Annotated in this window: 23 protein-coding genes and 1 other RNA gene; 15 read left to right on the forward strand and 9 right to left on the reverse strand. The window is 38.7% G+C overall.

Annotated features, from left to right (window positions below; translation table 11 throughout):
- Positions 1-64: 64 nt before the first annotated feature.
- Complete coding sequence (locus tag HYG79_RS00005; protein WP_179243446.1) at positions 65-1,489, forward strand: L-serine ammonia-lyase; 1,425 nt, start codon at positions 65-67, stop codon at positions 1,487-1,489.
- Positions 1,490-1,505: 16 nt separating this feature from the next.
- Here the strand turns inward: HYG79_RS00005 and HYG79_RS00010 are convergent, their stop codons facing one another.
- Positions 1,506-1,961 carry a nuclear transport factor 2 family protein gene (locus tag HYG79_RS00010; RefSeq protein WP_179240135.1) on the reverse strand — a complete coding sequence of 152 codons (456 nt, stop codon included), beginning with the start codon at positions 1,959-1,961 and terminating at the stop codon, positions 1,506-1,508.
- 109 nt (positions 1,962-2,070) lie between these two features.
- Here HYG79_RS00010 and panB point away from each other — a divergent pair, with 109 nt between their 5' ends.
- The 4 genes from panB (at position 2,071) to HYG79_RS00030 (ending at position 4,720) form a co-directional block, all read left to right on the forward strand.
- Positions 2,071-2,889 (forward strand): 3-methyl-2-oxobutanoate hydroxymethyltransferase, encoded by an 819-nt coding sequence (gene panB / locus HYG79_RS00015; RefSeq protein ID WP_179240136.1) that lies wholly within the window; start codon positions 2,071-2,073, stop codon positions 2,887-2,889.
- A 36-nt stretch (positions 2,890-2,925) separates the two neighbouring features.
- Positions 2,926-3,408 (forward strand): signal peptidase II, encoded by a 483-nt coding sequence (gene lspA / locus HYG79_RS00020; protein ID WP_179240137.1) that lies wholly within the window; start codon positions 2,926-2,928, stop codon positions 3,406-3,408.
- A complete protein-coding gene (locus HYG79_RS00025; RefSeq protein WP_179240138.1) occupies positions 3,408-4,103 on the forward strand; it encodes an RluA family pseudouridine synthase in 696 nt (231 codons plus the stop codon). Before lspA ends, HYG79_RS00025 begins: the two co-directional genes overlap by 1 nt.
- Before the next feature lie 89 nt (positions 4,104-4,192).
- Positions 4,193-4,720: a DUF4252 domain-containing protein gene (locus HYG79_RS00030; protein ID WP_179240139.1), complete on the forward strand. Its 528-nt coding sequence runs from the start codon at positions 4,193-4,195 to the stop codon at positions 4,718-4,720.
- A 14-nt stretch (positions 4,721-4,734) separates the two neighbouring features.
- Here the strand turns inward: HYG79_RS00030 and HYG79_RS00035 are convergent, their stop codons facing one another.
- A complete protein-coding gene (locus tag HYG79_RS00035) occupies positions 4,735-6,279 on the reverse strand; it encodes a hypothetical protein (protein WP_179240140.1) in 1,545 nt (514 codons plus the stop codon).
- Between the two features lie 144 nt (positions 6,280-6,423).
- Between HYG79_RS00035 and HYG79_RS00040 the strand changes: the two genes are divergently transcribed.
- Positions 6,424-7,596, forward strand: a complete 1,173-nt coding sequence (locus tag HYG79_RS00040; protein ID WP_179240141.1) for a 2-isopropylmalate synthase — start codon at positions 6,424-6,426, stop codon at positions 7,594-7,596.
- Complete coding sequence (gene leuB / locus HYG79_RS00045) at positions 7,597-8,715, forward strand: 3-isopropylmalate dehydrogenase (RefSeq protein ID WP_179240142.1); 1,119 nt, start codon at positions 7,597-7,599, stop codon at positions 8,713-8,715.
- Positions 8,716-8,720: 5 nt separating this feature from the next.
- Here the strand turns inward: leuB and HYG79_RS00050 are convergent, their stop codons facing one another.
- Positions 8,721-9,944, reverse strand: coding sequence for a TlpA disulfide reductase family protein (locus HYG79_RS00050; RefSeq protein ID WP_179240143.1), 1,224 nt, complete (start codon positions 9,942-9,944; stop codon positions 8,721-8,723).
- Positions 9,945-10,096: 152 nt separating this feature from the next.
- Here HYG79_RS00050 and pheT point away from each other — a divergent pair, with 152 nt between their 5' ends.
- Positions 10,097-12,520 (forward strand): phenylalanine--tRNA ligase subunit beta, encoded by a 2,424-nt coding sequence (pheT, locus tag HYG79_RS00055; protein WP_179240144.1) that lies wholly within the window; start codon positions 10,097-10,099, stop codon positions 12,518-12,520.
- A gap of 5 nt (positions 12,521-12,525) precedes the next feature.
- Here the strand turns inward: pheT and HYG79_RS00060 are convergent, their stop codons facing one another.
- Positions 12,526-13,089 (reverse strand): fasciclin domain-containing protein, encoded by a 564-nt coding sequence (locus tag HYG79_RS00060; RefSeq protein ID WP_179240145.1) that lies wholly within the window; start codon positions 13,087-13,089, stop codon positions 12,526-12,528.
- A gap of 205 nt (positions 13,090-13,294) precedes the next feature.
- On the opposite strand from HYG79_RS00060, the gene HYG79_RS00065 reads away from it, so the two are divergent.
- Positions 13,295-14,014 carry a hypothetical protein gene (locus HYG79_RS00065; RefSeq protein WP_179240146.1) on the forward strand — a complete coding sequence of 240 codons (720 nt, stop codon included), beginning with the start codon at positions 13,295-13,297 and terminating at the stop codon, positions 14,012-14,014.
- A gap of 236 nt (positions 14,015-14,250) precedes the next feature.
- Here HYG79_RS00065 and HYG79_RS00070 read toward each other — a convergent pair whose 3' ends face one another.
- Positions 14,251-15,183 (reverse strand): hypothetical protein, encoded by a 933-nt coding sequence (locus HYG79_RS00070; RefSeq protein WP_179240147.1) that lies wholly within the window; start codon positions 15,181-15,183, stop codon positions 14,251-14,253.
- 32 nt (positions 15,184-15,215) lie between these two features.
- Positions 15,216-16,844, reverse strand: a complete 1,629-nt coding sequence (locus tag HYG79_RS00075; protein ID WP_179240148.1) for an ABC-F family ATP-binding cassette domain-containing protein — start codon at positions 16,842-16,844, stop codon at positions 15,216-15,218.
- Positions 16,845-17,021: 177 nt separating this feature from the next.
- Here HYG79_RS00075 and HYG79_RS00080 point away from each other — a divergent pair, with 177 nt between their 5' ends.
- On the forward strand, positions 17,022-18,410 hold the full coding sequence (locus HYG79_RS00080; RefSeq protein WP_179240149.1) for a TlpA family protein disulfide reductase: 1,389 nt from the start codon (positions 17,022-17,024) through the stop codon (positions 18,408-18,410).
- A 63-nt stretch (positions 18,411-18,473) separates the two neighbouring features.
- Here HYG79_RS00080 and fsa read toward each other — a convergent pair whose 3' ends face one another.
- The 3 genes from fsa to ffs form a co-directional block, all read right to left on the reverse strand.
- Positions 18,474-19,127: a fructose-6-phosphate aldolase gene (fsa, locus tag HYG79_RS00085; RefSeq protein WP_179240150.1), complete on the reverse strand. Its 654-nt coding sequence runs from the start codon at positions 19,125-19,127 to the stop codon at positions 18,474-18,476.
- Positions 19,128-19,166: 39 nt separating this feature from the next.
- A complete protein-coding gene (locus HYG79_RS00090) occupies positions 19,167-19,976 on the reverse strand; it encodes an SDR family oxidoreductase (RefSeq protein ID WP_179240151.1) in 810 nt (269 codons plus the stop codon).
- Positions 19,977-20,057: 81 nt separating this feature from the next.
- Positions 20,058-20,156: signal recognition particle sRNA small type (gene ffs, locus HYG79_RS00095), an RNA gene on the reverse strand.
- Positions 20,157-20,247: 91 nt separating this feature from the next.
- On the opposite strand from ffs, the gene HYG79_RS00100 reads away from it, so the two are divergent.
- The 5 genes from HYG79_RS00100 (at position 20,248) to HYG79_RS00120 (ending at position 24,438) form a co-directional block, all read left to right on the forward strand.
- Positions 20,248-21,294 (forward strand): glutaminyl-peptide cyclotransferase, encoded by a 1,047-nt coding sequence (locus tag HYG79_RS00100; RefSeq protein ID WP_179240152.1) that lies wholly within the window; start codon positions 20,248-20,250, stop codon positions 21,292-21,294.
- Complete coding sequence (locus HYG79_RS00105; protein WP_179240153.1) at positions 21,295-21,684, forward strand: acyl-CoA thioesterase; 390 nt, start codon at positions 21,295-21,297, stop codon at positions 21,682-21,684. It begins immediately after the preceding gene.
- A 19-nt stretch (positions 21,685-21,703) separates the two neighbouring features.
- Positions 21,704-23,248, forward strand: a complete 1,545-nt coding sequence (locus HYG79_RS00110) for a choice-of-anchor Q domain-containing protein (RefSeq protein ID WP_179240154.1) — start codon at positions 21,704-21,706, stop codon at positions 23,246-23,248.
- A gap of 141 nt (positions 23,249-23,389) precedes the next feature.
- Positions 23,390-24,121 carry a LytR/AlgR family response regulator transcription factor gene (locus tag HYG79_RS00115; protein WP_179240155.1) on the forward strand — a complete coding sequence of 244 codons (732 nt, stop codon included), beginning with the start codon at positions 23,390-23,392 and terminating at the stop codon, positions 24,119-24,121.
- 149 nt (positions 24,122-24,270) lie between these two features.
- The gene (locus HYG79_RS00120; protein ID WP_179240156.1) at positions 24,271-24,438 is read left to right on the forward strand and encodes a hypothetical protein; all 168 of its coding nucleotides are present in this window, start codon (positions 24,271-24,273) and stop codon (positions 24,436-24,438) included.
- Positions 24,439-24,550: the final 112 nt, after the last annotated feature.

A 24,550-nucleotide genomic window follows, 5' to 3' on the forward strand; every position in this document is an offset into this window, starting at 1 on the left:
GTATACACTCATTTCAACTTCCTTCGTACATTAGCCATAACAATGACAACCCATAATGTTACAAATTGAATGCATCAGCATATTTGATATGCTTAAAATAGGTGTAGGCCCCTCAAGTTCACATACCCTGGGACCTTGGCGTGCCGCCGAAAGGTGGCTTGCCGAACTTAAAAAACAAAATATTTTTAATGACATTACCAAAATTACGGTTCATATGTACGGTTCCCTGTCTCTCACCGGAAAAGGGCACGCTACAGACTATGCGGTGATGTTAGGATTATCGGGAGCAGATCCGGAATACATTCCCGTGACCGAAATTCATCCGTTGGTTCAAAAAATAAAGGAAACGCATATGCTGTGCCTGGGAAATGAAAAAGAAATATCCTTTGATCCCGAAACAGATATGGTTTACAATAAAAAATTTCTTCCCTTTCATGCCAACGGTTTAAAGTTTGAGGCACTATTATCAAACGGCAAGAAGAAATCGGAAACCTATTATTCCATCGGTGGTGGTTTTGTTGTGGTTGAAGAGAGAAAGCGGGCCAAGCATAAGGCGGCGGCATTTAAAACCTTCCCGTTTCCTGTTCAGAAAGGGACGGAGCTTTTACAATTCTGCGCCCAAGAAAACAAAAGCATCTCCGAATTGGTTCTTGAAAACGAACGTTCGCTCAGAACCGATGCCCAGATAGATGCCGAAATACAAAGGATTTGGAGCACTATGCTAGAATGCATGTACACAGGTTGCCATACCGAGGGGAAGCTGCCCGGTGGACTTAATGTGAAACGAAGGGCTTTTGAAATGCATCAAAACTTAATGGGCTCTGTACCTTACACCACTCCAGAAGAATGGTTGCTATCCATACGCCAGACCGAAGTGAAATTCCGGCAAATCCTTAAATGGGTAAGTTGTTTCGCCTTGAGCGTAAATGAAGTAAATGCGTCTTTAGGTCGTGTGGTAACCGCTCCCACGAATGGCAGCGCAGGTGTTATCCCTGCAGTATTAATGTATTACATGGTCATTGAAAATCACGCTGGAAATTTTGAACACGTTAAGCAGTTTCTTTTGGTAGCGGGCGAAATAGGCAGCATCTTTAAAAAAGGGGCCACAATATCTGCCGCTATGGGCGGTTGCCAAGCAGAAATTGGCGTATCGTCGGCAATGGCTGCCGGGGCATTAACAGAGTTATTGGGAGGTACTCCCGAACAAGTGCTCATGGCCGCGGAGATTGCCATGGAACATCATTTGGGATTAACATGTGACCCTATCGGCGGGTTGGTACAAATACCTTGTATCGAGCGAAACTCAATGGGAGCCATAAAAGCCATAAACGCGGCAGAATTGGCATTGGACTCAGATCCAGCCGAAGCTAAAGTGCCTTTGGACAAAGTGGTACAGACCATGTGGGAAACCGCCAAGGATATGAATTCCAAATACAAGGAAACTTCAGAAGGTGGTTTGGCCGTAGGCGTGTTCTTGAGTGATTGTTGATAGCAATGGCCTAATTCTACTGGCAACCCTCTTTTCTTCTCGTATCTATCAAATAGATAATCTTCCATTTACCATTTCGTCTGATAAGCTGAAAAGAGTTCACCCCGCAGTGGTGCAACTGCCCATTGAGCCAAAACTCGTAGGGCGCCCAAACATTGGCCATATCGCCATCAATCTGTATCGAAAAGGATTTTATGTTCTCTTTGAATTTTATTGAGTCCGGTATATTTGCTATTGATGCTATAAATTTTGAAAAATCTTCGGTTTTTACCTCGGTTTCCCCATTATGGTCTTTTCCCAAGGTCTGTAAAATCATTTCATTGTGAACGGTTTTTTTAATGGTAATCGAATCCTGCCCATGAAATCCATCAAAAAAAGTCTCAATAGTCTCTTGAATCAATTTTTCTTCAGATGTTTGGGCGGATATACCTCCCAAAACAAAAAAAAGTGTGCAGGTAATGTATAGTTTCATATCAATGTTTTAAGTAACCAAAGTAAGTTTTTCTTGTAACTATCTAATTATCAAACCAACCGGACAATCCTACAAAATCCTTACATTTAACACTTCAAATATAAAATAAATGTCAGTCGCTAAAAAAGAGTACAAAAGGGTTACCGTAAAATCACTTGTTGACATGAAACAGCACGGTGAAAAAATCTCTATGCTTACCGCCTATGATTATTCAATGGCCAAAATTGTGGATGCCGCCAACGTGGATGTTATTCTTGTAGGTGATTCTGCGAGTAACGTAATGGCGGGCCATGAGACCACCTTACCCATTACATTGGACCAAATGATATATCATGCAACATCGGTAATACGAGCAGTACAACGTGCCCTTGTGGTAGTTGATATACCGTTTGGCAGTTACCAAAGTGATCCAAAGGAAGCATTACGTTCCGCCATCCGGATCATGAAAGAAAGTGGCGCCCATGCCGTAAAAGTAGAGGGTGGCGAAGAAATAAAAGAATCTATCAAAAGAATTTTAAATGCAGGGATTCCGGTTATGGGGCACTTGGGCCTTACACCGCAATCCATTTATAAATTTGGCACATACACGGTAAGGGCCAAAGAAGAACAAGAAGCGGAGAAACTAAAGGCAGAAGCCAAACTTTTGGAGAAATGGGGCTGTTTTGCCATAGTATTGGAGAAAATACCTGCCGAACTGGCAAAAGAAGTAGCATCAAGTGTCAGCATACCCGTTATAGGTATCGGTGCGGGTAATGGTGTTGATGGGCAAGTGTTGGTAGTACACGACCTATTGGGCATGACACACGAATTTAATCCTCGTTTTTTACGTAGGTACATGAACTTATACGAAGAAATGGGCAGCGCCATATCCCAATACGTCACCGATGTGAAAAGTAAGGACTTTCCCAATAATGAGGAGCAGTACTGAGTTGTATAGTTGATTGATGGTCAGATGAAAAATAGCATGTTAAAAAAACTGTGGATAGTTTTATTGGTGGCACTCAATATAGGCTGTGATCAAGTTTCTAAAGAGATTGTTCGCGATACCGTATTGCCCATGGAATATATTCAGGTTGCAGGCGATTATTTTATTTTGACAAACGTAGAAAATACGGGTGCCATGTTGGGTTTTGGTCAGGATTTCACACCCATTATCAAACTTATTTTCTTGCAAGCATTACCCGTTTTGGTGTTGTGTATTCTTTTGATCAATATTTTAATGAAAAAGAATTTAGAAAAAGCTTCCATTTTGGCATTTGCCTTCGTTATCGGTGGTGGTATCGGTAATTTGATCGATAGAATCGCATATGGTTCAGTAACTGATTTTTTTCAGATAAAACTGGGCTTTTTTAAAACAGGCATCTTTAACATGGCCGATGTATCGGTTACGGTAGGTGTACTATTGATTTTGTTTTTAAGCATAAGGCACGAAAAAATTATTTTGTAGTGGGGAGAAAAATCATTTCCACGCCGCAAAATCTTCAGGTAATCTATGAAGACAATCATTTGATTGCTATAAACAAACGCCCCGGAGATATTGTTCAAGGTGACAAAACGGGTGACGTTCCCTTGAGTGAAGTGGTCAAGCAATACCTTAAAATAAAATACGACAAGCCGGGCAATGTGTATTTGGGTGTTGCCCATAGGTTGGATAGGCCCACCTCGGGCATTGTCGTTTTTTCTAAAACGTCAAAAGCGCTGCCAAGATTAAATAAACTGTTCGCTGAAAAAGAAGCTCAGAAAACCTACTGGGCCATAGTGAAGACCTTGCCCAAAGAACATAGTGGAACATTGGTACACTGGCTCAAACGAAACCCGAAACAAAATAAGTCGTATGCTTATGCGAACGAAACAAAAGATAGTAAAAAAGCAATTTTGGAATACACTGTCATCAAAAAGTTGGATAATTACACCCTTTTGGAAATTGACCTAAAGACAGGTCGGCACCACCAAATACGTTCCCAATTGTCTTTTATAGGCTCCCCGATAAAAGGAGACCTTAAATATGGCTTTGATAGAAGTAATCCCGACGGAAGTATACATTTACATGCGAGAAAACTTTCATTTATACATCCCATAAAAAAAGAAAAAATAGAACTTATGGCCCCTGTGCCCAAGGATGTTATTTGGAACGCTTGTTAATTATTGCTTACTTTGGCATGCCTTTATTCGTGAGGGTTTTCAGATAAGAAAAACCATATTTTGGCTTACTTCATTAAACACTATACCAAATGAAAAGAATGCTTGTAATATTATGTATGATGCTCATTGCTTCCTGCAGCAGCTACAACTCTGTAGATACTTTTTATAACGCTCATAAAAACGATAACAAAGTAACCGCAGTTAGGGTACCCCAGTTTATGTTGACCATGATAAGCGGCATCTCTCCCGAAATGAAAGCCATTGTAGGCAACACAAAGGATTTGAGATATATGCAATTTCCCAGTACCACACCTTCGAGAACTCAATTTCTGAATGAACAAATGAACGGTATCACCGGAAACTCGTTCATAGAGGTCTTTCGTAAGAACGATAGGTTGAAACGTAATGTGGTGTCCATTCGTGAAAAGCGAAATACCGTTAAGGAAATCCTTATTTATAACAATAATAATGTTAGCGGCTCTTTTTTGTATTTTAATGGGAATTTTGACCCTGTAAAAGTTAGGGAAATGGCAAAAAACGAGCAGTTTCGTACTCTGGGCGATGGGCTTATCGGCCAATTTGGCTCAGGAACGCCTGGGGTTATCAATAATCGATAATGCACTATTTTGCCTTAGCGTTGTTGGGCCATGGCCTTTTCCCGTATAATTTGTGCTACCGGTTTGTTCTTTAGATGGCTTTCTAACCAAGAAATAATATCTAGATACAAAAATGCTCTTTTTTCGTACGGGTGATGTTCATACTTTTTGAGTTCGGTATGCAATTTTTGGAATTGATCCCGTAATTCGTGGGGATAAATATCGCCCAGATTCCTTAAAAATTTTATCATTTCCTTTTGAACCGCATGCAAATCGTTCATTTTAAGCAAAAATTTATAGGTGCTTTTCAATTGTACTTCCAGATGGTAATCCATTCCCGCCTCATAATGCGCTACTAAGCTAAGCACACGGGCAAAACACATTAAGTCTTCTCGCATTTTCAAGTTCTTGTTGTTAATGATTTTCTTTAGGTATTGAATACAGGTCTTATTATCGCCTACCCCAAAATATAGGCAGGCAATCTTATAGTAGAATACCATAATATGATGCTCGTCTATGCGCTGCCTGTGCTTGTTTATACCATATTCAATGATTTTCACCAAATACAAACCTTTTTCAAAAGTACCTTCCAAAAAATGAAGGTTCAATTTATTTGAGTTGATGTAAAGAAAAGCCAATGAGGTCACGTTATCGTTTTTGGGAAAGGCCTTACTCTCCACCATTTTCTCTAGAGCTTCGAGCGTTTCTTTAAATTGAGAGCTATATTTTACATAAAACAATGATTCCAACAAGTAGTGGTTTCCTTTTAGGAAAAATACCGGGTTCAATGAAATCATTTCTTTTTGCTCGTAAAAAAGATCTACCCACTTGCTGGAATATTTGTAGCAAGAAAGAAAATCCTGAACCAAAAAGCTGTACCAAAGTTGTGCCTTGTACAGCCATAATTTCTCACGAAAGCCCAAATCCGCTAATCGATACTTTGGCATATGCGCTTTAAAGTAGCGTTCTACCTTTATATAATCCTCATCACTGCGAACATAGCCCACTTTCAACATCATACCGTACAATTGCAAAGAAAGGTTTGATAGCTTGCTGGTCATCACATTTTGGGCCGAAAGCTCCTTCGCCTGTATCGCCAGCTCGTCCGCTCTATCGGGAATACTCCGGGTTATGTATTGCGTTTCTATGATTTTTTCAAGTTCTACGATCTCATAGGCAATGTTCTTTTCTTCGCTCTCTATGGCATGGGTCTTGGCCTTGTCCAATATTTTTAAGCTTTGCTTGTAGAGTCCTTTTTGGTACAGAATCGTAGCGAAATCCAATTGCTCACGTATTTGTACCCTATCGTTTTGGTTTACGGGATTTAATCGTAGACTCACCAAAATCTGCTTATATAAATGAGCTTTGAGGTTGGACAATTGTGATTTTTTGACAATCCCGCTATCTAAAATAATCTTCTCGTCATATGCTTTTACCTTGTCCAAAAGATTGAACAAAGACAAGAATTTTGCATCGGTATTTACCCCCAAACGCCCAACATAAAGTTTAAACTGTCGCTTTTCAGACTTTGAAAGAGATTTTATCAGAACAAACAATGCATCTTTATGGGCATTCGTCATCGTAAAAAAAGTGGTTTAAATGATTGTTTATCAGTATATTTAACCTTGTTCAAATTCACTTAACTTTGTAAAAAAAAATACTAACACTAGGCTATTAAACCTACTACCCATATATTCGTGTAGGTTTACTAAAACTATAAAATAATGAGTAAAGATAGCGTACAAATTTTTGATACCACACTTAGGGACGGAGAACAGGTGCCAGGGTGCAAATTAGATACGGAACAAAAATTAGTCATTGCCGAACGCTTAAACGAATTAGGGGTAGATATCATTGAAGCTGGTTTTCCCATTTCTAGCCCTGGGGATTTCAGGTCGGTCGATGAAATTTCCAAATTGGTAAAAGATGTGGTTGTTTGCGGATTGACGCGTGCTGTAAAGAAAGATATTGATGTTGCGGCCGAAGCTCTAAAAAATGCGGAAAGACCAAGAATTCATACAGGTATCGGTACTTCCGAATCACATATAAAATTCAAGTTCAATTCAAATAAAGAAGCGATTATAGAAAAAGCCGTAGCTGCCGTTAGCCATGCCAAAACCTATGTAGAAGATGTAGAATTCTTCGCAGAAGATGCCGGGCGAACCGATAATGAATTTTTGGCCAGAGTCTGTGAGGCCGTCATAGAGGCCGGAGCGACTGTGTTGAATATACCTGACACCACAGGTTATTGTTTGCCAGAGGAATATGGGGCAAAAATAAAATATTTAAAGGAAAACGTTACCGGTATCCACAAGGCAACGCTTTCCTGTCATTGTCATAACGATTTGGGCCTAGCTACGGCAAACTCTATCGCCGGGGTCGTAAATGGTGCCCGTCAAATAGAATGTACCATCAATGGGATAGGTGAACGTGCCGGCAACACTTCGTTGGAAGAAGTGGTTATGATTCTGAGACAACATCCATCGTTGGGGCTTGACACCCGTATCAACAGCAAATTATTGTTTGACACCAGCAAGATGGTCTCCCAAAAAATGGGCATGATCGTGCAACCCAACAAAGCCATAGTAGGGGCCAATGCCTTTGCGCACAGTTCGGGCATTCATCAAGACGGTGTAATAAAGCACAGGGAAACCTATGAAATCATAGACCCCGAAGATGTTGGCGTAAACGAATCATCAATAATCTTAACAGCAAGAAGTGGTAGGGCGGCATTGGCCTACCGTGCAAAAATCGTGGGTTACGAATTGACCAAAATTCAGTTGGATACCGTATATCAAGAATTTTTAAAGTTTGCCGATACCAAAAAAGAAGTCATGGACGAGGATATACACCAAATCATCGATACCAGCAATATAGATATTGAAAGTTTAGCCTAAATGAAATTGAAAATAGCCCTTTTGGAAGGGGACGGCATAGGGCCAGAAGTTGTCGCACAAGCCGTAAAATGCCTACAAGCTGTCGAAGAGACTTTTAACCATCAGTTTTCTTACGAAAATGCCCTTATCGGTGCAGCGGCCATAGATAAAAAGGGCACCCCCTTGCCAAACGATACCTTGGGATTATGCAAAAAATCCGATGCCATATTGTTCGGTGCCATTGGCTCACCCAAATATGATGATGATCCCGACACACAAGTACGGCCCGAACAAGGGCTCTTGAGATTACGCGAAGAGCTAGGCCTGTTTGCCAATATAAGGCCTGTAAAAGTATTCCCCACACTTATTGACAGATCTCCACTTAAAAAGGAAATTATCAATACCACCGATTTTATCATTTACAGGGAACTTACCGGGGGTATTTATTTTGGTGAAAAAAAATTGAGCGATGACGGTTCAGTAGCCTCTGATTTATGCGAGTATTCCGAAAAAGAAATCAACCGTATCACCCATTTGGCATTCAAAGCGGCCAAAACAAGAAGAAAAAAACTCACCCTGGTAGATAAGGCCAATGTGCTGGAGTCTTCGCGACTTTGGCGCAGAGTAGTGGCCAAGGTTGGTGAGAGCTATCCAGAGGTTATGTTGGACTTTCTTTTTGTTGATAATGCGGCGATGCAAATCGTTTTGAACCCAAGCCAATTTGATGTTATTCTTACCGAAAACCTGTTCGGGGACATACTTTCCGACGAAAGTAGTGTCATCGGCGGTTCCATAGGACTTTTGCCTTCTGCATCAATAGGAAGTGAATACGCCATGTTCGAGCCTATTCATGGTTCTTACCCGCAGGCAGAAGGAAAAGATATCGCCAATCCTATTGCATGTATCTTTTCTGCGGCCATGTTACTTGAACATTTTGGCCTTAAAGAAGAATCAAAAGCTGTAATCAGGGCCGTAAACAAATCGCTAAAGAACAACTTCGTGACACCAGACCTGAACAAAAAAAGCAAGTATGGTACAAATCATGTAGGGGATTTTATCGCAGGTAATATCGTGGATGCCGATGACATTTTAAACCTTAACGATGAAAATATAGGCTTGGGAAAATCTACTATAATCTAAGGCATTCATTCGTTCAACAATATAGTTACGAATTCGCTGAACTCTTTTTTGAACGCTATATGTTTCTCACCGGTAGCAGGTCCATTAAAGCCCGTATGTATTTTTCTGACTTCTCCATTTTTATCTATAAATATAGTGGTAGGATATGAAAGTATGTGGTTTAACATAGGTAATTTTTCTTGGGCTTTTGCCTTGTCAGCGGTACCGTACTGTGCCAAAAGAATAGGATAAGGCACCCCAATCCTCTTTTGTAACCTTTCAATACTTTTGAAAGCGGCTTCTTTTGTTTTTGCATATTCAAAAGCCAATGCAACCACTTTTAGGTCATCGTTTTGATTGCTTTTTAGGTATTTGGTATAAAATTTGGTTTCATCCAGACAATTGGGGCACCATGTACCCATAATCTGTACTAAAACCACCTTGTTCTTAAACGCTTCATCTTGTAGGGAGACCATATCGCCCTCGACATTGGGAAAGGAAAACGCCAAGGTATCATACCCTTCTTTCAAAAACGTTAGGGAATTGGCATCGGGCAATTCAAAAGTATCATCTCTTTTGGCAACAAAGGATTCTCGTGAATGGTTGCCGGAATAAAAGATACCATTGAGTGTACTGTCAGAAACTTTGGCCGTGAACAAAAAAGCATGTGCCCCGTCAAAAGCAGAAAGTTTTAGGGAATCCCCATCGACTATGCCCTCCAAATATCTGTAATCTCCGGTGGTCGTCCGAAACGTTCCTGTCACCTTATCTCCCTTTTGTTCAAAGATTCCTTTCCCCAAGTAGCTATCTGGCGTATTGGGCAGAAATTCGGTTTTCCAAATACCATTAACATCTTTGTTTGATGAACCCTTGTTTTTAAATCGGTAGGATACATTATGATAAGCCTTAAATGGCACTACCCTGTCCAAACTTTCTTTGATGAAACTACCGGTAATCACATTTTTGTTGAATGTACCGGCCAAGTAACCTTCGAACACTGGAGCTTTTATAAATATGGAATCGTTTTTTACTTCGATTTCATCTACTTGAATTACTTCGTCCGCATTATAAATCTCTATTTTATAGTGGCTTTCATTGTCCTTTATCAATTTAAAGTTAAAAGGCAATACTTCTGTATCGGTAATTTCCAGTTCTGTCAACCACATACCTTCTGAAAGCGTTTTTTTCTCGACATCGGAACATGAAAAAAACAGTAAGGGCAATAATATAACAAATAAGAATCGTGACATATCTATTTTTAATCCGTTGAAAGATTTAATCTGAATACAAAACATCGAAATAACGATAAAAACCTTACACTAAGAAATAAAATAATTACGATGCCATGGCTATTGAATCTATTGGACCATTGTTTTATCTTTGAGCTCTTTAAAACTAACCGATGAAAATTTCCTATAACTGGTTAAAACAGTTTATTACCATTGACTGGGCCGCTGAGCAAACTGCGGAACTATTGACTGATCTGGGTTTGGAGGTAGAAGGCATATCTACTTTTGAATCTGTTCAAGGCGGACTGCAAGGTGTCGTTGTAGGTCATGTTCTTACCTGTGAAAAGCATCCCAATGCCGATAAGTTAAAACTAACGACCGTAGATATAGGTCAGGAAACTCCCGTACAAATCGTATGCGGTGCTCCAAACGTTGATATAGGGCAAAAAGTACCTGTAGCCACTATTGGGACCACATTATATTCCACAGAAGGTGAAGCGTGGAAAATCAAAAAAGGAAAGATCCGTGGGGAGGAAAGCCACGGCATGATATGTGCTGAAGATGAATTGGGCCTTGGCGAGAATCACGACGGTATCATGGTACTTTCTGACAATCTAACACCCGGCACACCATGCTCGGAGGTTTTTCAAATTGAAAACGATGAGGTTTTTGAAATAGGATTGACCCCAAATCGTGCCGATGCCATGAGCCATTATGGTGTTGCCAGAGATTTAAAAGCGGGGCTGATACAAAAAGAGCAGTTCAAGGAACTGATAACGCCTTCTGCCAGTAATTTTCATATTGAAAACCGGTCTTTAAAAATAGATGTTGATGTATTGGACAACGAGTTGGCTCCTAGATATTCTGGAGTTACCCTTAGCGACCTTATCGTGCAACCCTCACCGGATTGGTTAAAAAACAGGTTAAGGGCAATAGGCCTAAAACCGATAAACAACATCGTTGATGCCACCAATTATGTGTTACATGAATTGGGGCAGCCCCTACATGCGTTTGATGCGAACAAAATAAAGGGAAACAAAATATTGGTGCGAACATTGCCAAAAGGTACAAAGTTTACGACTTTGGATGGCATTGACAGGGAACTTCACGAGGATGATTTAATGATATGCGATGCGGAAAAACCAATGTGTATCGCAGGAGTTTTTGGTGGGTTACATTCCGGGGTTACCGAAAATACTACATCTATTTTCTTGGAAAGCGCGTATTTTAATCCAGTATCCATAAGAAAAACAGCAAAAAGGCATGGTTTGAATACCGATGCCTCTTTTCGTTTTGAAAGAGGAATAGATATCAACAACGTCGAGTATGCCTTGAGAAGAGCTGCTATTTTAATAAAGGAAATCGCCGGCGGCGATATTACTTCAGATATCGTTGACCTGTACCCCAATAAGGTCAGGGATTATGAGGTGTTTTTAACTTTTGAAAAAATAAATTCCCTTGTTGGTCAGGAAATTCCGAAAGACACTATAAAATCTATTTTAACATCACTGGAAATAAAGGTAAAAAACGTTACGGAATCTGGTTTGGGCCTTACCATACCCTTTTACAGGGTAGACGTACAGAGAGAAGTTGATGTTATCGAAGAAATTCTCAGGGTATATGGGTATAACAACATCCATTTTAAAGAAAAATTGAACGCTTCCATAGCGCCGACATCAAAATTTGAAGACTATAAGCTTCAAAATGTCATAGGTGACCTGTTGGCGTCTCAGGGTTATTTTGAGATACTGTCAAATAGCCTAACCAACCCGGAATATCATGAACTATTGAACGATCGCGATACACAATGTGTAACGATGCTCAACCCATTGAGTAACGACCTGTCCGTTTTAAGAAAATCGATATTGTTTACAGGGTTGGAGGCACTATCCTACAACCTGAACCGAAAAAAACAGAATCTTCGATTTTTTGAATTTGGGAAAACCTATCACACTTTAAACAATGATTATGTAGAACAAAAGCATTTAAGTTTGCTTGTTACGGGAGAAAGAAATAACGAAAGTTGGTTAACAAAGCCTAAAAAATCAGATTTTTTCTTCTTGAAGGCAACCGTTGAAAATATTTTGAACCGCTTGGGTATTAAAGATTTTTCTACTCACCCCTATGAAAGCAAAACACTTTCCGAAGGCATTTTGTTTAAGCAGGGCAAAAAAAACCTAGTGGAATTTGGAATCGTAAAAAGTGGTTTGTCAAAAAAGTTTGATATTAAAAAAGAAGTTTTGTTTGCCGATTTTGATTGGGACAATGTATTGGAATTTGCCAAAGAAAACCGGATTAAATTCAAAAATATATCCAAACATCCAGAAGTTAAACGTGATTTTGCCCTTTTACTCAACGAGAACATCAGTTATAAATCCATTCATGATTGCGCTTTCGAAACGGAACGCCATTTGTTGAAACAAGTAAATCTGTTTGATGTTTACACCGGGAACAAATTACCAAAGGGCAAAAAGTCATATGCCATAAGCTTTACTTTACAAGATGACAATAAAACATTGACTGATAAGCATATAGACAAAATCATGAATAAGCTGCAAAGAAAATTTGAAGCCGATTTTGGTGCCGAACTCAGATAATGTTCTTACATCCTTTTAGGAAGGATAACACTATCGATTACGTGGATTACACCATTACATTGGTTGGCATCGGCCTGGGTAATTTTTGCTGTATTGCCCGTATTATCGGTCAAAATAATATCTAACCCTTTCATTGTAGCCGTAAGTATATCTCCCTGTACCGTTGTGAAAGTGGCCTTTCCTTTACCGCGACACATGGCCTTTAATATACTTGATGCCGATAAGTTACCAGCAACGATATGATATGTTAGTACGGCATGTAGTTCTTTTTTATTTTCTGGAAGCAGTAATGCTTTCATCGTATCCTTGGGTATTTTACCAAAGGCAACATCCGAAGGTGCAAACACCGTAAAAGGTCCGCTTTCATCCAAAACATCTTCCAAATCGGCAGCCTTTACAGCAGCCAATAGCGTTTTATGGTTCTTTGAAGCTTCTGTATTTTGGCTTATTGATTTTTCTGGATTCATACTTCTTTCAAGTGTTCTTGAATCCGATTGGGATTGTGCACAAATTGTAGCTAGACAAAAAAATAATGCTAAGGCTAAGGGGGAGTTTGCCAAATCTTTCATGTTTTAGGTAATTTTGGGGATTATACGCAAATCATCGATAAAATGCATAAAAACATCGACAATATACAACTAATACGTAGTCAAGCAAGGAGTCAGATATGCGGTTTATAGAAATTAACAAAAAATTAACAAATTGATTTCTTAAACAAGAATTGATTCAAGTGTATGATTTCATTAAATTTATGTATTGCTAAAAGAAGAAGAGATGTTATTTGAACAAACAAACTTAGAAAACAAGCTTTTTAAGCTTCGTGAAAAAAAAGGAAATCAAGCTCAAATCCTCAGAGACGTTTCCGATTTATTAAAAAGTGCAGGTATTCAGGATAATCGAATCCAAAAAAACATCAAAATAGGAAAAGGTTCCGATTACAACAATTTCACCTTTGATTTATTGGAAACCGATAACATATATCATATTGATCAAATAAAGGAGCTTTGTATAGATTATCGGTTGCGTTTCTTGAATTCCAAGTACTTTAAAGGAAAAATTCCTGAAGAGGCAATCGCCAAAATAAAGGATTTGGAAAATATGCACGATATTGAATTGAAAGGATTCAAGATTGTCGCACCCTCAAAACTCTTTAAACTTGAGGATAAAGACGACCCATTGTTGTTTGCTCCTATTGGCAATGAATACTTTTATCTTATTCATAAATGGGGCAATGACCTTCACCCTTTGCGAAAGTTGTTAATGTGGCCTTTTAAAGGTATAATAAACCTTACTGCACTGGTATTCGTGATAAGTTATTTCGCGACCCTTCTTGTTCCAGAAGGTTTGTTTTCCAAAAGTAGTTCTACGGCAGAATTCTGGATCGTTTATTTTTTTATGTTTAAATGTATTGCATCGGTAGTCATTTTTTACGGTTTTGCGCTAGGAAAAAACTTTAATCCTGCTATTTGGAACAGTAAATATTTTAATGCGTAACACAAATGTATCTTTTAGGTTTACACATGTAACGTTTATTTCTGTGTAATAGATACATCATAGGGTATGCCGTCTAAATCAAAATTATCCAAAAATTGGGGCAAATCCCCTAGTTTGATGCGCAGTAAGCCTCCCCTATTTGGATTATTGGATTTTATATAGCCAATAAGTAGAAGGTTATTGCCTGCATCGTGTGAAACAAAAGCAGTAGTACCTATTTTAAATTGAAACTTTATTTATTCCTCTGTCAAAAAACGGTCGTATATATATAACGTGTTCGTATTAGAGGTGAAGTCGTAAATGGCGGGGATGTCATCCAATCGGTTATTCGTTACCATTGGTTTTGCGTAATACATTTTTCCATCTATATCATAATGAACAAGATTGGACAACCCAAATTTTGGTTCTATACCTTCGTTATATCGTACTGTGGAGATATTGACCAAAGTATTGGTATCCAATATGGTATGTAAGTCAGCATAAGCCACTAAAATATTGCCGTCTGAATGCTTTGTGATTTTTTGAACATTTGGTCCCATTTCCATTTCATGAATAAATTCATTACGGTCAGTGTCCAACACCATTAATTTGTTTTTCCCTTCGTTTTCATCTAGCACTAGGATAAAAAGCCGATTTTGGGATACTACCATATGCTGCGGCCTACACTCCATGGGAACATCAGGTGTGTTGAGCGAGTTGTTTTCCAAATCTACAATTCTAAGAAAAAAGCTCCTTTGTTCGAATACATCCGGTAATTGATAGGCTAAATATAAAGTTCCTTCTGAATAAGCGATTGCTTTTGTTTCTTGTTCACAATTCATATCAGCCGTAAAGACGGGAAAACTATCATATGAATCTATTTCAGCATTATATAATGTGACCCGGCGACCACAGTTTGCGGTTTTTGTGTAAAAACCATAACTAAAACCGTCTTTATAATGTAGTAACGGATTTTCCAATTCAACAAAATTACTTTCGGAGGGGTTACGGGTAAGCACCTCTAAACTTGCGTTTAACAGCACATTATCCAGATTTCCGTTTTTGGTCAGTAAAACCGAATAATTGGCATCTACACTTTCTTGTTCAATACCTTCTTGATTGTCTTTTGGTTTGGTACAGGTAATAAGGAATAATGCCAAAAAGGCACAACATAGTCTGTAGGTTTGCATAACATTGCGATTTGGGTTGCACAATACTTAACTTAAGCGGGTACAGCGTACATTTTTTCACGCTGTTCCCTGATAGTCTTGTCAGACATATATTCATCAAACGTTAAATACCTATCAATGTTGCCTTTAGGGGTAAGTTCTATAATCCTGTTTGCTACCGTTTGGGCAAACTCGTGATCGTGTGTGGTGAGCATCACCGTACCCTTGAAGTTTTTGAGGGAATTGTTGAACGCGGTAATACTCTCCAGATCCAAGTGATTGGTTGGCTCGTCCAACATTAAGACATTGGCACGTAGCATCATCATTCTACTGAGCATGCACCTAACCTTTTCCCCACCGGAAAGCACTGTACATTTTTTAAGAGCCTCCTCGCCGCTGAACAACATTTTGCCCAAAAAACCACGAATGTGGACTTCTTCACGCTCTTCCTCGGTTTTTGCCCACTGTCTCAACCAATCTACCAAGTTTATGTTTTCTTCAAAATAATCCGAGTTATCGGCTGGTAAGTAAGATTGGTTCGTGGTTACTCCCCATTGAAATTTTCCGGAATCCGCTTCTTTTTTTCCATTTATGATTTCGTAGAAAGCCGTTGTAGCCCTGGAGTCTCTTGAGATTATTGCGACCTTGTCCCCTTTTGCCAAATTAATGTTGACGTTCTGGAACAAGATATCCCCGTCTTCTGATGTTGAACCTAATGCTTCAATATTCAGAATTTGGTCACCGGCCTCTCTTTCCCTTTCAAAAATAATTGCGGGGTATCTTCTGCTTGAGGGCTTAATGTCATCTATCTTTAATTTGTCCAACATTTTTTTTCGAGAGGTAGCTTGCTTGCTTTTGGCAACATTGGCACTAAACCGCCTGATGAACTCTTGAAGCTCTTTGGCCTTTTCGTCCGCTTTTTTGTTTTGTTGCGCCCTTTGACGAGCGGCCAGTTGGCTGCTCTCATACCAAAAAGTGTAGTTACCGGAATAAAAATTGAGTTTCCCAAAATCAATATCGGCAATATGGGTACATACGGCATCCAAAAAGTGACGGTCATGCGATACAACGATTACCGTATTATCATAATTTGCCAAAAAATTCTCTAGCCAACCTATGGTTTCATAATCCAAGTCATTGGTAGGCTCATCCATTATCAAAACATCTGGGTTTCCAAATAGGGTTTGTGCCAAAAGAACCCGTACCTTAAGTTTGGAATCCATATCGGCCATTGTGGTATAGTGCAAGTCCTCTGATATACCCAGGTTAGATAGCATAGCAGCGGCGTCGCTATCAGCGTTCCAACCGTTCATTTCCTCAAACTTGACTTGAAGTTCACCTATTTTATCGGCATTCTCGTCGGTATAATCGGCATATAATGCATCTATCTCCTTTTTAATGGCAAACAATGGTTTGTTGCCCATTACTACAGTTTCCAAAACAGTAAACTCATCATATGCATTATGGTCTTGCTCTAAAATGGACATTCGTTTTCCGGGTTCTAAATGAACGTGGCCTGATGTAGGCTCGATCTGCCCAGATATAATCTTCAAAAAAGTAGACTTTCCAGCACCGTTGGCCCCTATAACCCCATAACAATTTCCTTGAGTAAAGGATACATTTACTTCATCAAAAAGAACTCTTTTTCCAAACTGAACCGACAAATTAGATACTGAAAGCATATTCTTTGTTTAATTTTTTGCAAAAATAGGCAAAATTAAGCCTGAAAACCAATTACCGACATAAGGTATGATCTTGGCGAAAGCTGCAGGTATTGTGATATATTTTAACTCCCCATTAACAGGTTGTGCCTCACGGGTTTCATAGCTTTGTTTTAGACAATAGACTTAAATTATTGTATGAATAGAATTTTACTTTTTCTATTTCTTCCTTTAGTAATTTGTTGTAGCGAAGAAGAAAAAAAATCCCCCACTGTTTTTTTTGCTGGTGAGATAGTAAACCCGACAAGTGAGTATGTTGTTCTATACAAGGACGATGTCATTATAGATTCTGCCAAGTTAGATACGGATAACAGATTTGCCTTTACATTAAACTCCATTAACGAGGGGCTACACCATTTTTCCCACAGTCCCGAACTACAATACATATATTTGGAACATAACGATAGTATCCAAATTAGGCTCAATACGATTGATTTTGACGAATCTCTCGTGTTTTCAGGAACCAACGGAGACATCAACAACTTTCTCATAAACATGTTTTTGACCAATGAAGATGAACAATATTTAATAAAAAACTCTTATTGTCGCCTTGAGCCTGAAGCATTTGATGCAAAGCTGGACTCACTTAAGGAGCTCAAAATAAACGAATTAAAAGATTTACAAACCGAAATTACACTTTCTAAAGGAGCTTTGGAAATGGCCAACGCCAGTATTGACTATAATTACTTTATTTATAAAGAATTGTACCCTTTTTATCATAAGAGACGTAACGGTGAAAATACTCTACATCCTGTGTCAAAGGACTTTTACTCTTACAGAAAAGATATTGATTACGAGGGGAAGAACCTCACCTATTTGAGACCCTACTACAATTTCATGCTCTGGCATTTCGAAAACTTATCATTTATGGAATGTAAGGAATATTGTTCCACACACGATAAAAAAGTAAAGAACAAACTTCATTTTAACACCCATAAACTGCGAATTATAGATAGCCTGGCCAAAGGAAAAGAGTTAAGGGACAACCTTTTTAGAAATGTTGCGGTAGATTACTTGCTAAAGGTACACGACAAGCAAGAAAACAATGAAGCATTTATAAGTGAATTCCACAAATTTTCTAAAAACAACAAACACATAGCTGAGATAGATAGTCTGTACATTGGCATTAAAAATATACAACCTGCCAATAAAATACCCAACCTTATGGTTGTTGATGTAGATGGAAACACTAAATCTTTACAGGAAATCTCCAAAGGAAAAAAAGTTGTGTTCTATTTTTGGTCGGCAACCAACAAACGGCATTTCAACAATGTGGTGGCCCGTGTTGCGAACCTAACAGAAACCTATCCTGACCATACTTTTGTGGGTATTAATCTGCGAACCGACGATTTACGTTGGAAAACTATGATAGGCTCCCATAAATTAAATCCCGAAACCCAATTTAGAGCTACAGATTACAGAGATTTGGAACAAACCCTAATGGTCTTTAATGATCGTAACAAAAGTGTCATCGCAGAAGACGGTATAATAGTAGACGCGTTTGCCAATCTGTACAAATCTTTTTGAAACGTATACATGAAAAAACCCTTGAAATACAAGGGCTTTCTATTTGTCTGAGCTGCTCGTTGTTCAATTGCCTTTTTTATAATCTGCCAAGAATTTCTCAAGGCCAATATCCGTTAATGGGTGTTTTAGTAGACCCTCGATTGAAGACAATGGTCCCGTCATTACATCGGCACCAATTTTTGCACAATCGATAACGTGCATCGTATGACGTACCGAAGCTGCTAAAATCTGCGTCTCGAACGCATAGTTATCGTAAACGTGCCTTATTTCTGAAATAAGGTTCAATCCATCCGTAGAAATATCATCTAATCTTCCGATAAAAGGAGAAACATAGGTTGCACCAGCTTTTGCGGCCAAAAGGGCTTGACCTACCGAGAAGACCAAAGTACAATTGGTGTGGATACCCTTGTCCGAAAAATATTTTAGAGCCTTGACACCATCCTTGATCATTGGGATTTTCACAACGATTTGATCATGGAGTTCTGCCAACTCCTCCCCTTCCTTGATCATGCCTTCAAAATCTGTAGCGATTACTTCTGCAGACACATCACCTTCTACGATGTTACAGATATCTACATAATGCTTCAAAATATTATTTCTTCCGCCTATCCCCTCCTTTGCCATAAGAGAAGGGTTTGTGGTAACGCCATCCAAGACCCCAAGTGCCTGTGCTTCTTTAATCTGTTCCAAATTGGCCGTATCAATAAAAAATTTCATAAGTCGTTATTTTGTATGTTTTGTTTAGATATAGTAAAGCTACAATTTATAGTGGTTCAATAGTAATTTCTCATATATTTTATCGGGTAATATCTTCTTTAACAAAAGTGAAAACCTTTGCATAAAAGCCCCTACCTTATAGTGTACTTTTGGGTTTTTGGCATGTATTATGCGAAGAACCGTTTTAGCGACAAGCTCGGGGCTTTGGGCCCTGTCCACATCATCGTTTATCATCTGTAAGGTCCTTTCGTAAGCAGAGGCATATGCAGATGCCTCAACGACAGGTGCATGATAACGGCCTGCTGCGATATTTGTAGCGAAATCCCCCGGGGCCAAGCTGGTAACCTTTACACCAAAATCTTTGGTTTCCATGCGTAAGGTCTCGGTCAAGATATTCAAGGCACCTTTGACGGCAGAATATATACCGCGGTAGGGAAGCCCCATATAACCAGCAATTGAGGTAATGTTTATAATTAATCCGGACTGCTGCTTCCTCATTTGCGGTAAAACCGCTTTTACCATATGCAATGGCCCGTTAAAATTAGTGTCAAATGCCTTTAGAACTTCTTCGTGCGGTGTTTCTTCCAATGCGCCCGTAATACCTATACCTGCATTGTTTATCAACACATCCAAGGTCTCTTCTTTGGATAAAAGTATGCTTATCGCCTTATGTATGGTCTCCGTTCGAGTGACATCCAACTCCAACAATGAAAAAGCCTTAAAATCGGGATAATTGTATTTATTTCGTGTAGTACCGTAAACGACAAAACCTTTCGATTTGAGATAGATTCCTATGGATTTTCCGATCCCGGATGAACCTCCCGTAATCAGCACTACTTTTCGTTTCATAAATACGTTCGACTTTTGTGCAAAGAAACGAATAATTTACAGGACAATATAATAGCGTAAAGCTTGACCATGGGGTACAAAAAAAGGCAAGCTACCTACATCGCACCGCTACAACCACATACCCTTGCTGCGTTCCCACCCTGGGGGATTCTGCAGGAGCTGGTCGTGTAGGACTTGCCAAGTGCAAATATAAGACCTTTAAATGTTTTGCCAATCGTTTTAGAATGTAATTTTTATGGGTTACCTTGCTTTGTAAAATCAAGAACATATCATGAGTTTTGCTAAGTTTTTCGCATTCAGTTCAATAGCTATTCTTTTTGTTGCCTGTGGTGGAGGCGCCGTTGAAACTTCACAACTTTTCAATATCCAATTAGAGGGCAAGTCCAATCAATTTAAACAAAACCAAACCGTAGGTATTTCTATCAAAAACAAAAAAAACAAAACTATACAAAGTGTTATTTACACTATTGATGGCAAAGAGTTAGAAGTTGTAAATGACAAGATTACATTTGATGTACAAAAACTGGGCAATAAAATTCTTAAAGCAAAGATTGATTACGACGATACATCGGGCGAAATAACCAAAAAAATCAAAATCCTATCCAACAAAGCCCCAGAAATATATACCTACGAGGTCTTGAACGAATACCCTCACGATACAAAGTCGTTTACGCAAGGGCTCGAATTTCATAATGACACATTATATGAGGGCACCGGTAAAAAGGGAAAATCAGTTCTGCGAAAAATCAACTATAAAACAGGAGAAATTTTACGAGAAGTAAAGTTGGCCAGCACCATTTTCGGGGAAGGAATTACCATATTGAACGATAAGATATACCAGTTAAGCTGGCAAAGTGGCATTGGGTTCGTCTACAATTTATCTGACCTAAAAAAATTGGATAATTTTAATTACGGTCAAAGTAAAGAAGGTTGGGGACTTACCAATAACGGAAAACAATTAATCAAAAGTGACGGTACCGAAAAAATATGGTTTCTTGACCCAAACACCTTAATCGAAGAAGGTTATATTGAAACCGTTACCAATTCCTCTATTTTCAATAAGGCAAATGAACTGGAGTATGTTGATGGTAAAATTTATGCCAATGTATGGCAAAAAGAAAGTATGATGATAATCAACGCCGAAAACGGAGCCATAACCGGAGTAGTGAATTTTGGCGGACTTAAAAATAAATTGGGTAATACCGAGGCGGCCGATGTATTGAACGGCATAGCCTATCACCCGGAAAGAAAAACTTTTTTTGTGACCGGAAAATATTGGGACAGACTTTTCGAGGTCAATATCTTTAAAAGACAGTAGATGGAAACATACTCCAAATCCATTAAAGTTGTTGAAGGCGACCTAGACGATTTACACCATGTAAACAACGTGCGCTATGTACAATGGATGCAGGATATCGCTAAGGAACACTGGCAAACCAAAGCCCCGGCATCTGTAAAAAAAGGAGTAGCCTGGGTTGTTCTGAGCCATACGATACAATATAAAGGGGCTGCAAAACTTGGCGATACCATTATGGCCAAAACGTATATTTCCAAAACAGATGGTGCAGTTTCTACCCGTGTTGTGGAAATGCACGACAAAGAAACCGAAAAACTTTTGGTACGCTCCCAAACGGAATGGTGTCTTTTAAATGCGGATAACATGAGGCCCATGAGAATTTCATCGGCCATAGAAAACGTTTTCATTTAAGTGATCTAAAAAATAACACATGCTAAAGTATTTTGGTATGATACTAACGGTATTGGTTTTTGTATTGGGGAATTCTTGCAGAAAGGATTTTCAATATCAAAACAGTGCCGGTAATCTTCAATTTTCCAAGGACACGGTGTATTTGGATACGGTTTTTACAAACATCGGCAGCAGCACCTATTCCTTTAAAGTCTATAATACAAGCAATACAGATATCCAAATACCATCGGTGCGTTTGGGGGAAGGCCAGGAAAGTAAATATCGGTTGAACGTAAACGGCAAGGCCGGAAAGGAATTTAACAATGTCCCCATTCTCGCAAAAGATAGTATGTTCGTTTTCGTGGAAACTACTTTTGATATCGCACCTACCAACGAATCTACTTTTTTATATACCGATGATATTTTGTTTGATTCAGGTAGTCTTGAACAAAAAGTACCCTTGGTGACATTGGTGAAAGATGCTGTTTTTTTATACCCGAATACGTTGGCGAATGGCACCAAAGAGACACTTCCTATTGGTTTGGATGACAATGGAAACGAAATAAGGGTAGAGGGTTTCGTACTTGAAGACAATCAGTTGAATTTTACCAATGAAAGACCATATGTCATATATGGGTATGCAGCGGTGACGGGAGGCAAAACACTGACCATAGAAGCTGGGACGCGGGTACATTTTCATAAAGATTCCGGAATCTTGGTAGCCCAAGAAAGTTCCCTAAAAATTAACGGTACATTGAGTATGGATAAGGAAGTTCTTGAAAATGAAGTGATTTTTGAAGGCGATAGGCTAGAGCCGGAATTTTCCAATGTTCCCGGACAATGGGGTATTATTTGGCTGGCTCGTGGTAGCATCGCCAATGAAATAAATCACCTAACCATCAAAAACGCTACCGTTGGTATTTTGGCCGAAGGCAACGATACTGCTGTCGCTCCTACCTTGACCATTAAAAATACCCAAATTTATAACAGCTCCAATACGAACTTATGGGGTCGCACCGCTACAATTGTTGGTGAGAATCTGGTTTTGGGCAATGCCGGGGTCAATGCCCTGCATTGTAACCTTGGCGGGGATTATTCTTTTAAGCACTGTACTATAGCAAATTATTGGAACGAGGGCTTTAGGACTACGGCGGCATTACAAATAGACAATTTTTTAAATATGGATTCCAGCGGATCCTCAGGTGCAGACTTGGTACAGGCAGGTTTTACAAATTGTATTATTGACGGCAATACCGATATTGAATTGTTTTTGAACGGCAACAATAGCAATACATTCAATTATGGCTTTACAAGCTGCCTAATAAAATTTCAAGATAGTAGCAACCTATTTGCGAACAATCCTTTCTATGATTTTCAAAATACCACGATTTATCAATCGGTCGTACGCAATGCAACTATTGCTTTTATAAATACCTCAAAACAAGATTTTAGATTGCTTGATACATCTGCTGCGATAGACCTTGCGGACCCCAACATCGCATCTGAAATACCATTTGATATCCTTGGTCAAGACCGTACCGTTTCTCCCGATATTGGCGCTTATGAATATGAGGGTGAAAATTAGCTTTTGCCCGTTTTGTAAGAAATTTCTATATAAAACCCTTCATTTTCAATGATTTAGGTATAAAAACCGTAAAAAAAGTACGGTTTTTTTGAAGTCTGTTCTCAAAATCTATGACTAATTTGCAGACGAGGATTTCAAGAAATGGAGTATACCTATACCATCATAGATTCTAACGCTTCTTCAAATTTGCAGTTGCAGCATTTTTTGGAGGAGTATGGTGATTTCAATTTAGCCTCCTTATCCAAAAATAGCACCAGTGGTATAAACGATATTCTCAAATTTTCGCCCGATCTGGTTTTTATCAATCTTAATGAAAAAGCGCCCGAATATTTTCAAATGGTGATAGAACTTCATCAATACTTGAACAAACTTCCCGTTTTTATTGGGATATCAAAAACCAAAGACCATGCTTATCAAGCCATAAAAAATAACTTTTTTGATTATTGGTTACAGCCTTATAACGAGCTTGATATTCGAAAATCCCTATTGCGTCTCAAAAAAAATATGCCCAAAGAAGAAGAGGCGGCCACTATCTGCTTAAAATCATATAAAGATTTTCATTATTTGGACACGAGTGAAATCCTTTATTTACGGGCCGATAACAATGCTACCGATTTTATAATGAAAGATGGGAATACGATAAGTGCATTTAAGACGTTAAAGACTTTTGAAACGCAATTGCCCAAAAACTTTGTACGCATACACCAAAGTTATATTCTGAATACGGACTATGTTTCACGTATCAGCTACGGTAAATCGGTATGTACCTTAAAATTGAACAAACAACAATTGCCTTTTTCCAAATCTTACCGAGAAAATATTGACGGATTAAAAAAAATACTTTCAAAAAAGTCGTTATCCACACTTAATTAATAGAATTCTCGCAGATTGCTATAGCTCACTCGTATTTTACTACCGCTTACTAGCAACTTTCAATATTGACCGTATTTTCTTACTTGCCGTAGTACTTTAGCAGTAACAAAAAACCCTCGAAATATTAATTTATTAAATCAAAATTACACATGAAAAAAGCAGTAAGTATTTTAGCATTGGCATTATTATCAATAGGATTATTCTCCTGCGAAGCTGAAAACAATGTAGATGAAACACAAGCCTTATATGAGTTGGACACCAACGCTACGGATGGTGAGATAACTGAGGATGCAGAACGGGAAAGTGGTAATGATTAATTTGTAACATATAAATGAAACTAAAAAGCCTTGAATGTATATTCAGGGCTTTTTTTATTAAATTAGTATATTACTAATTCAATATATGCCCTTGACCCAAACCAATAAACAT

The organism is Costertonia aggregata (assembly GCF_013402795.1).
GTDB classification, from domain to species: Bacteria; Bacteroidota; Bacteroidia; order Flavobacteriales; family Flavobacteriaceae; genus Costertonia; species Costertonia aggregata.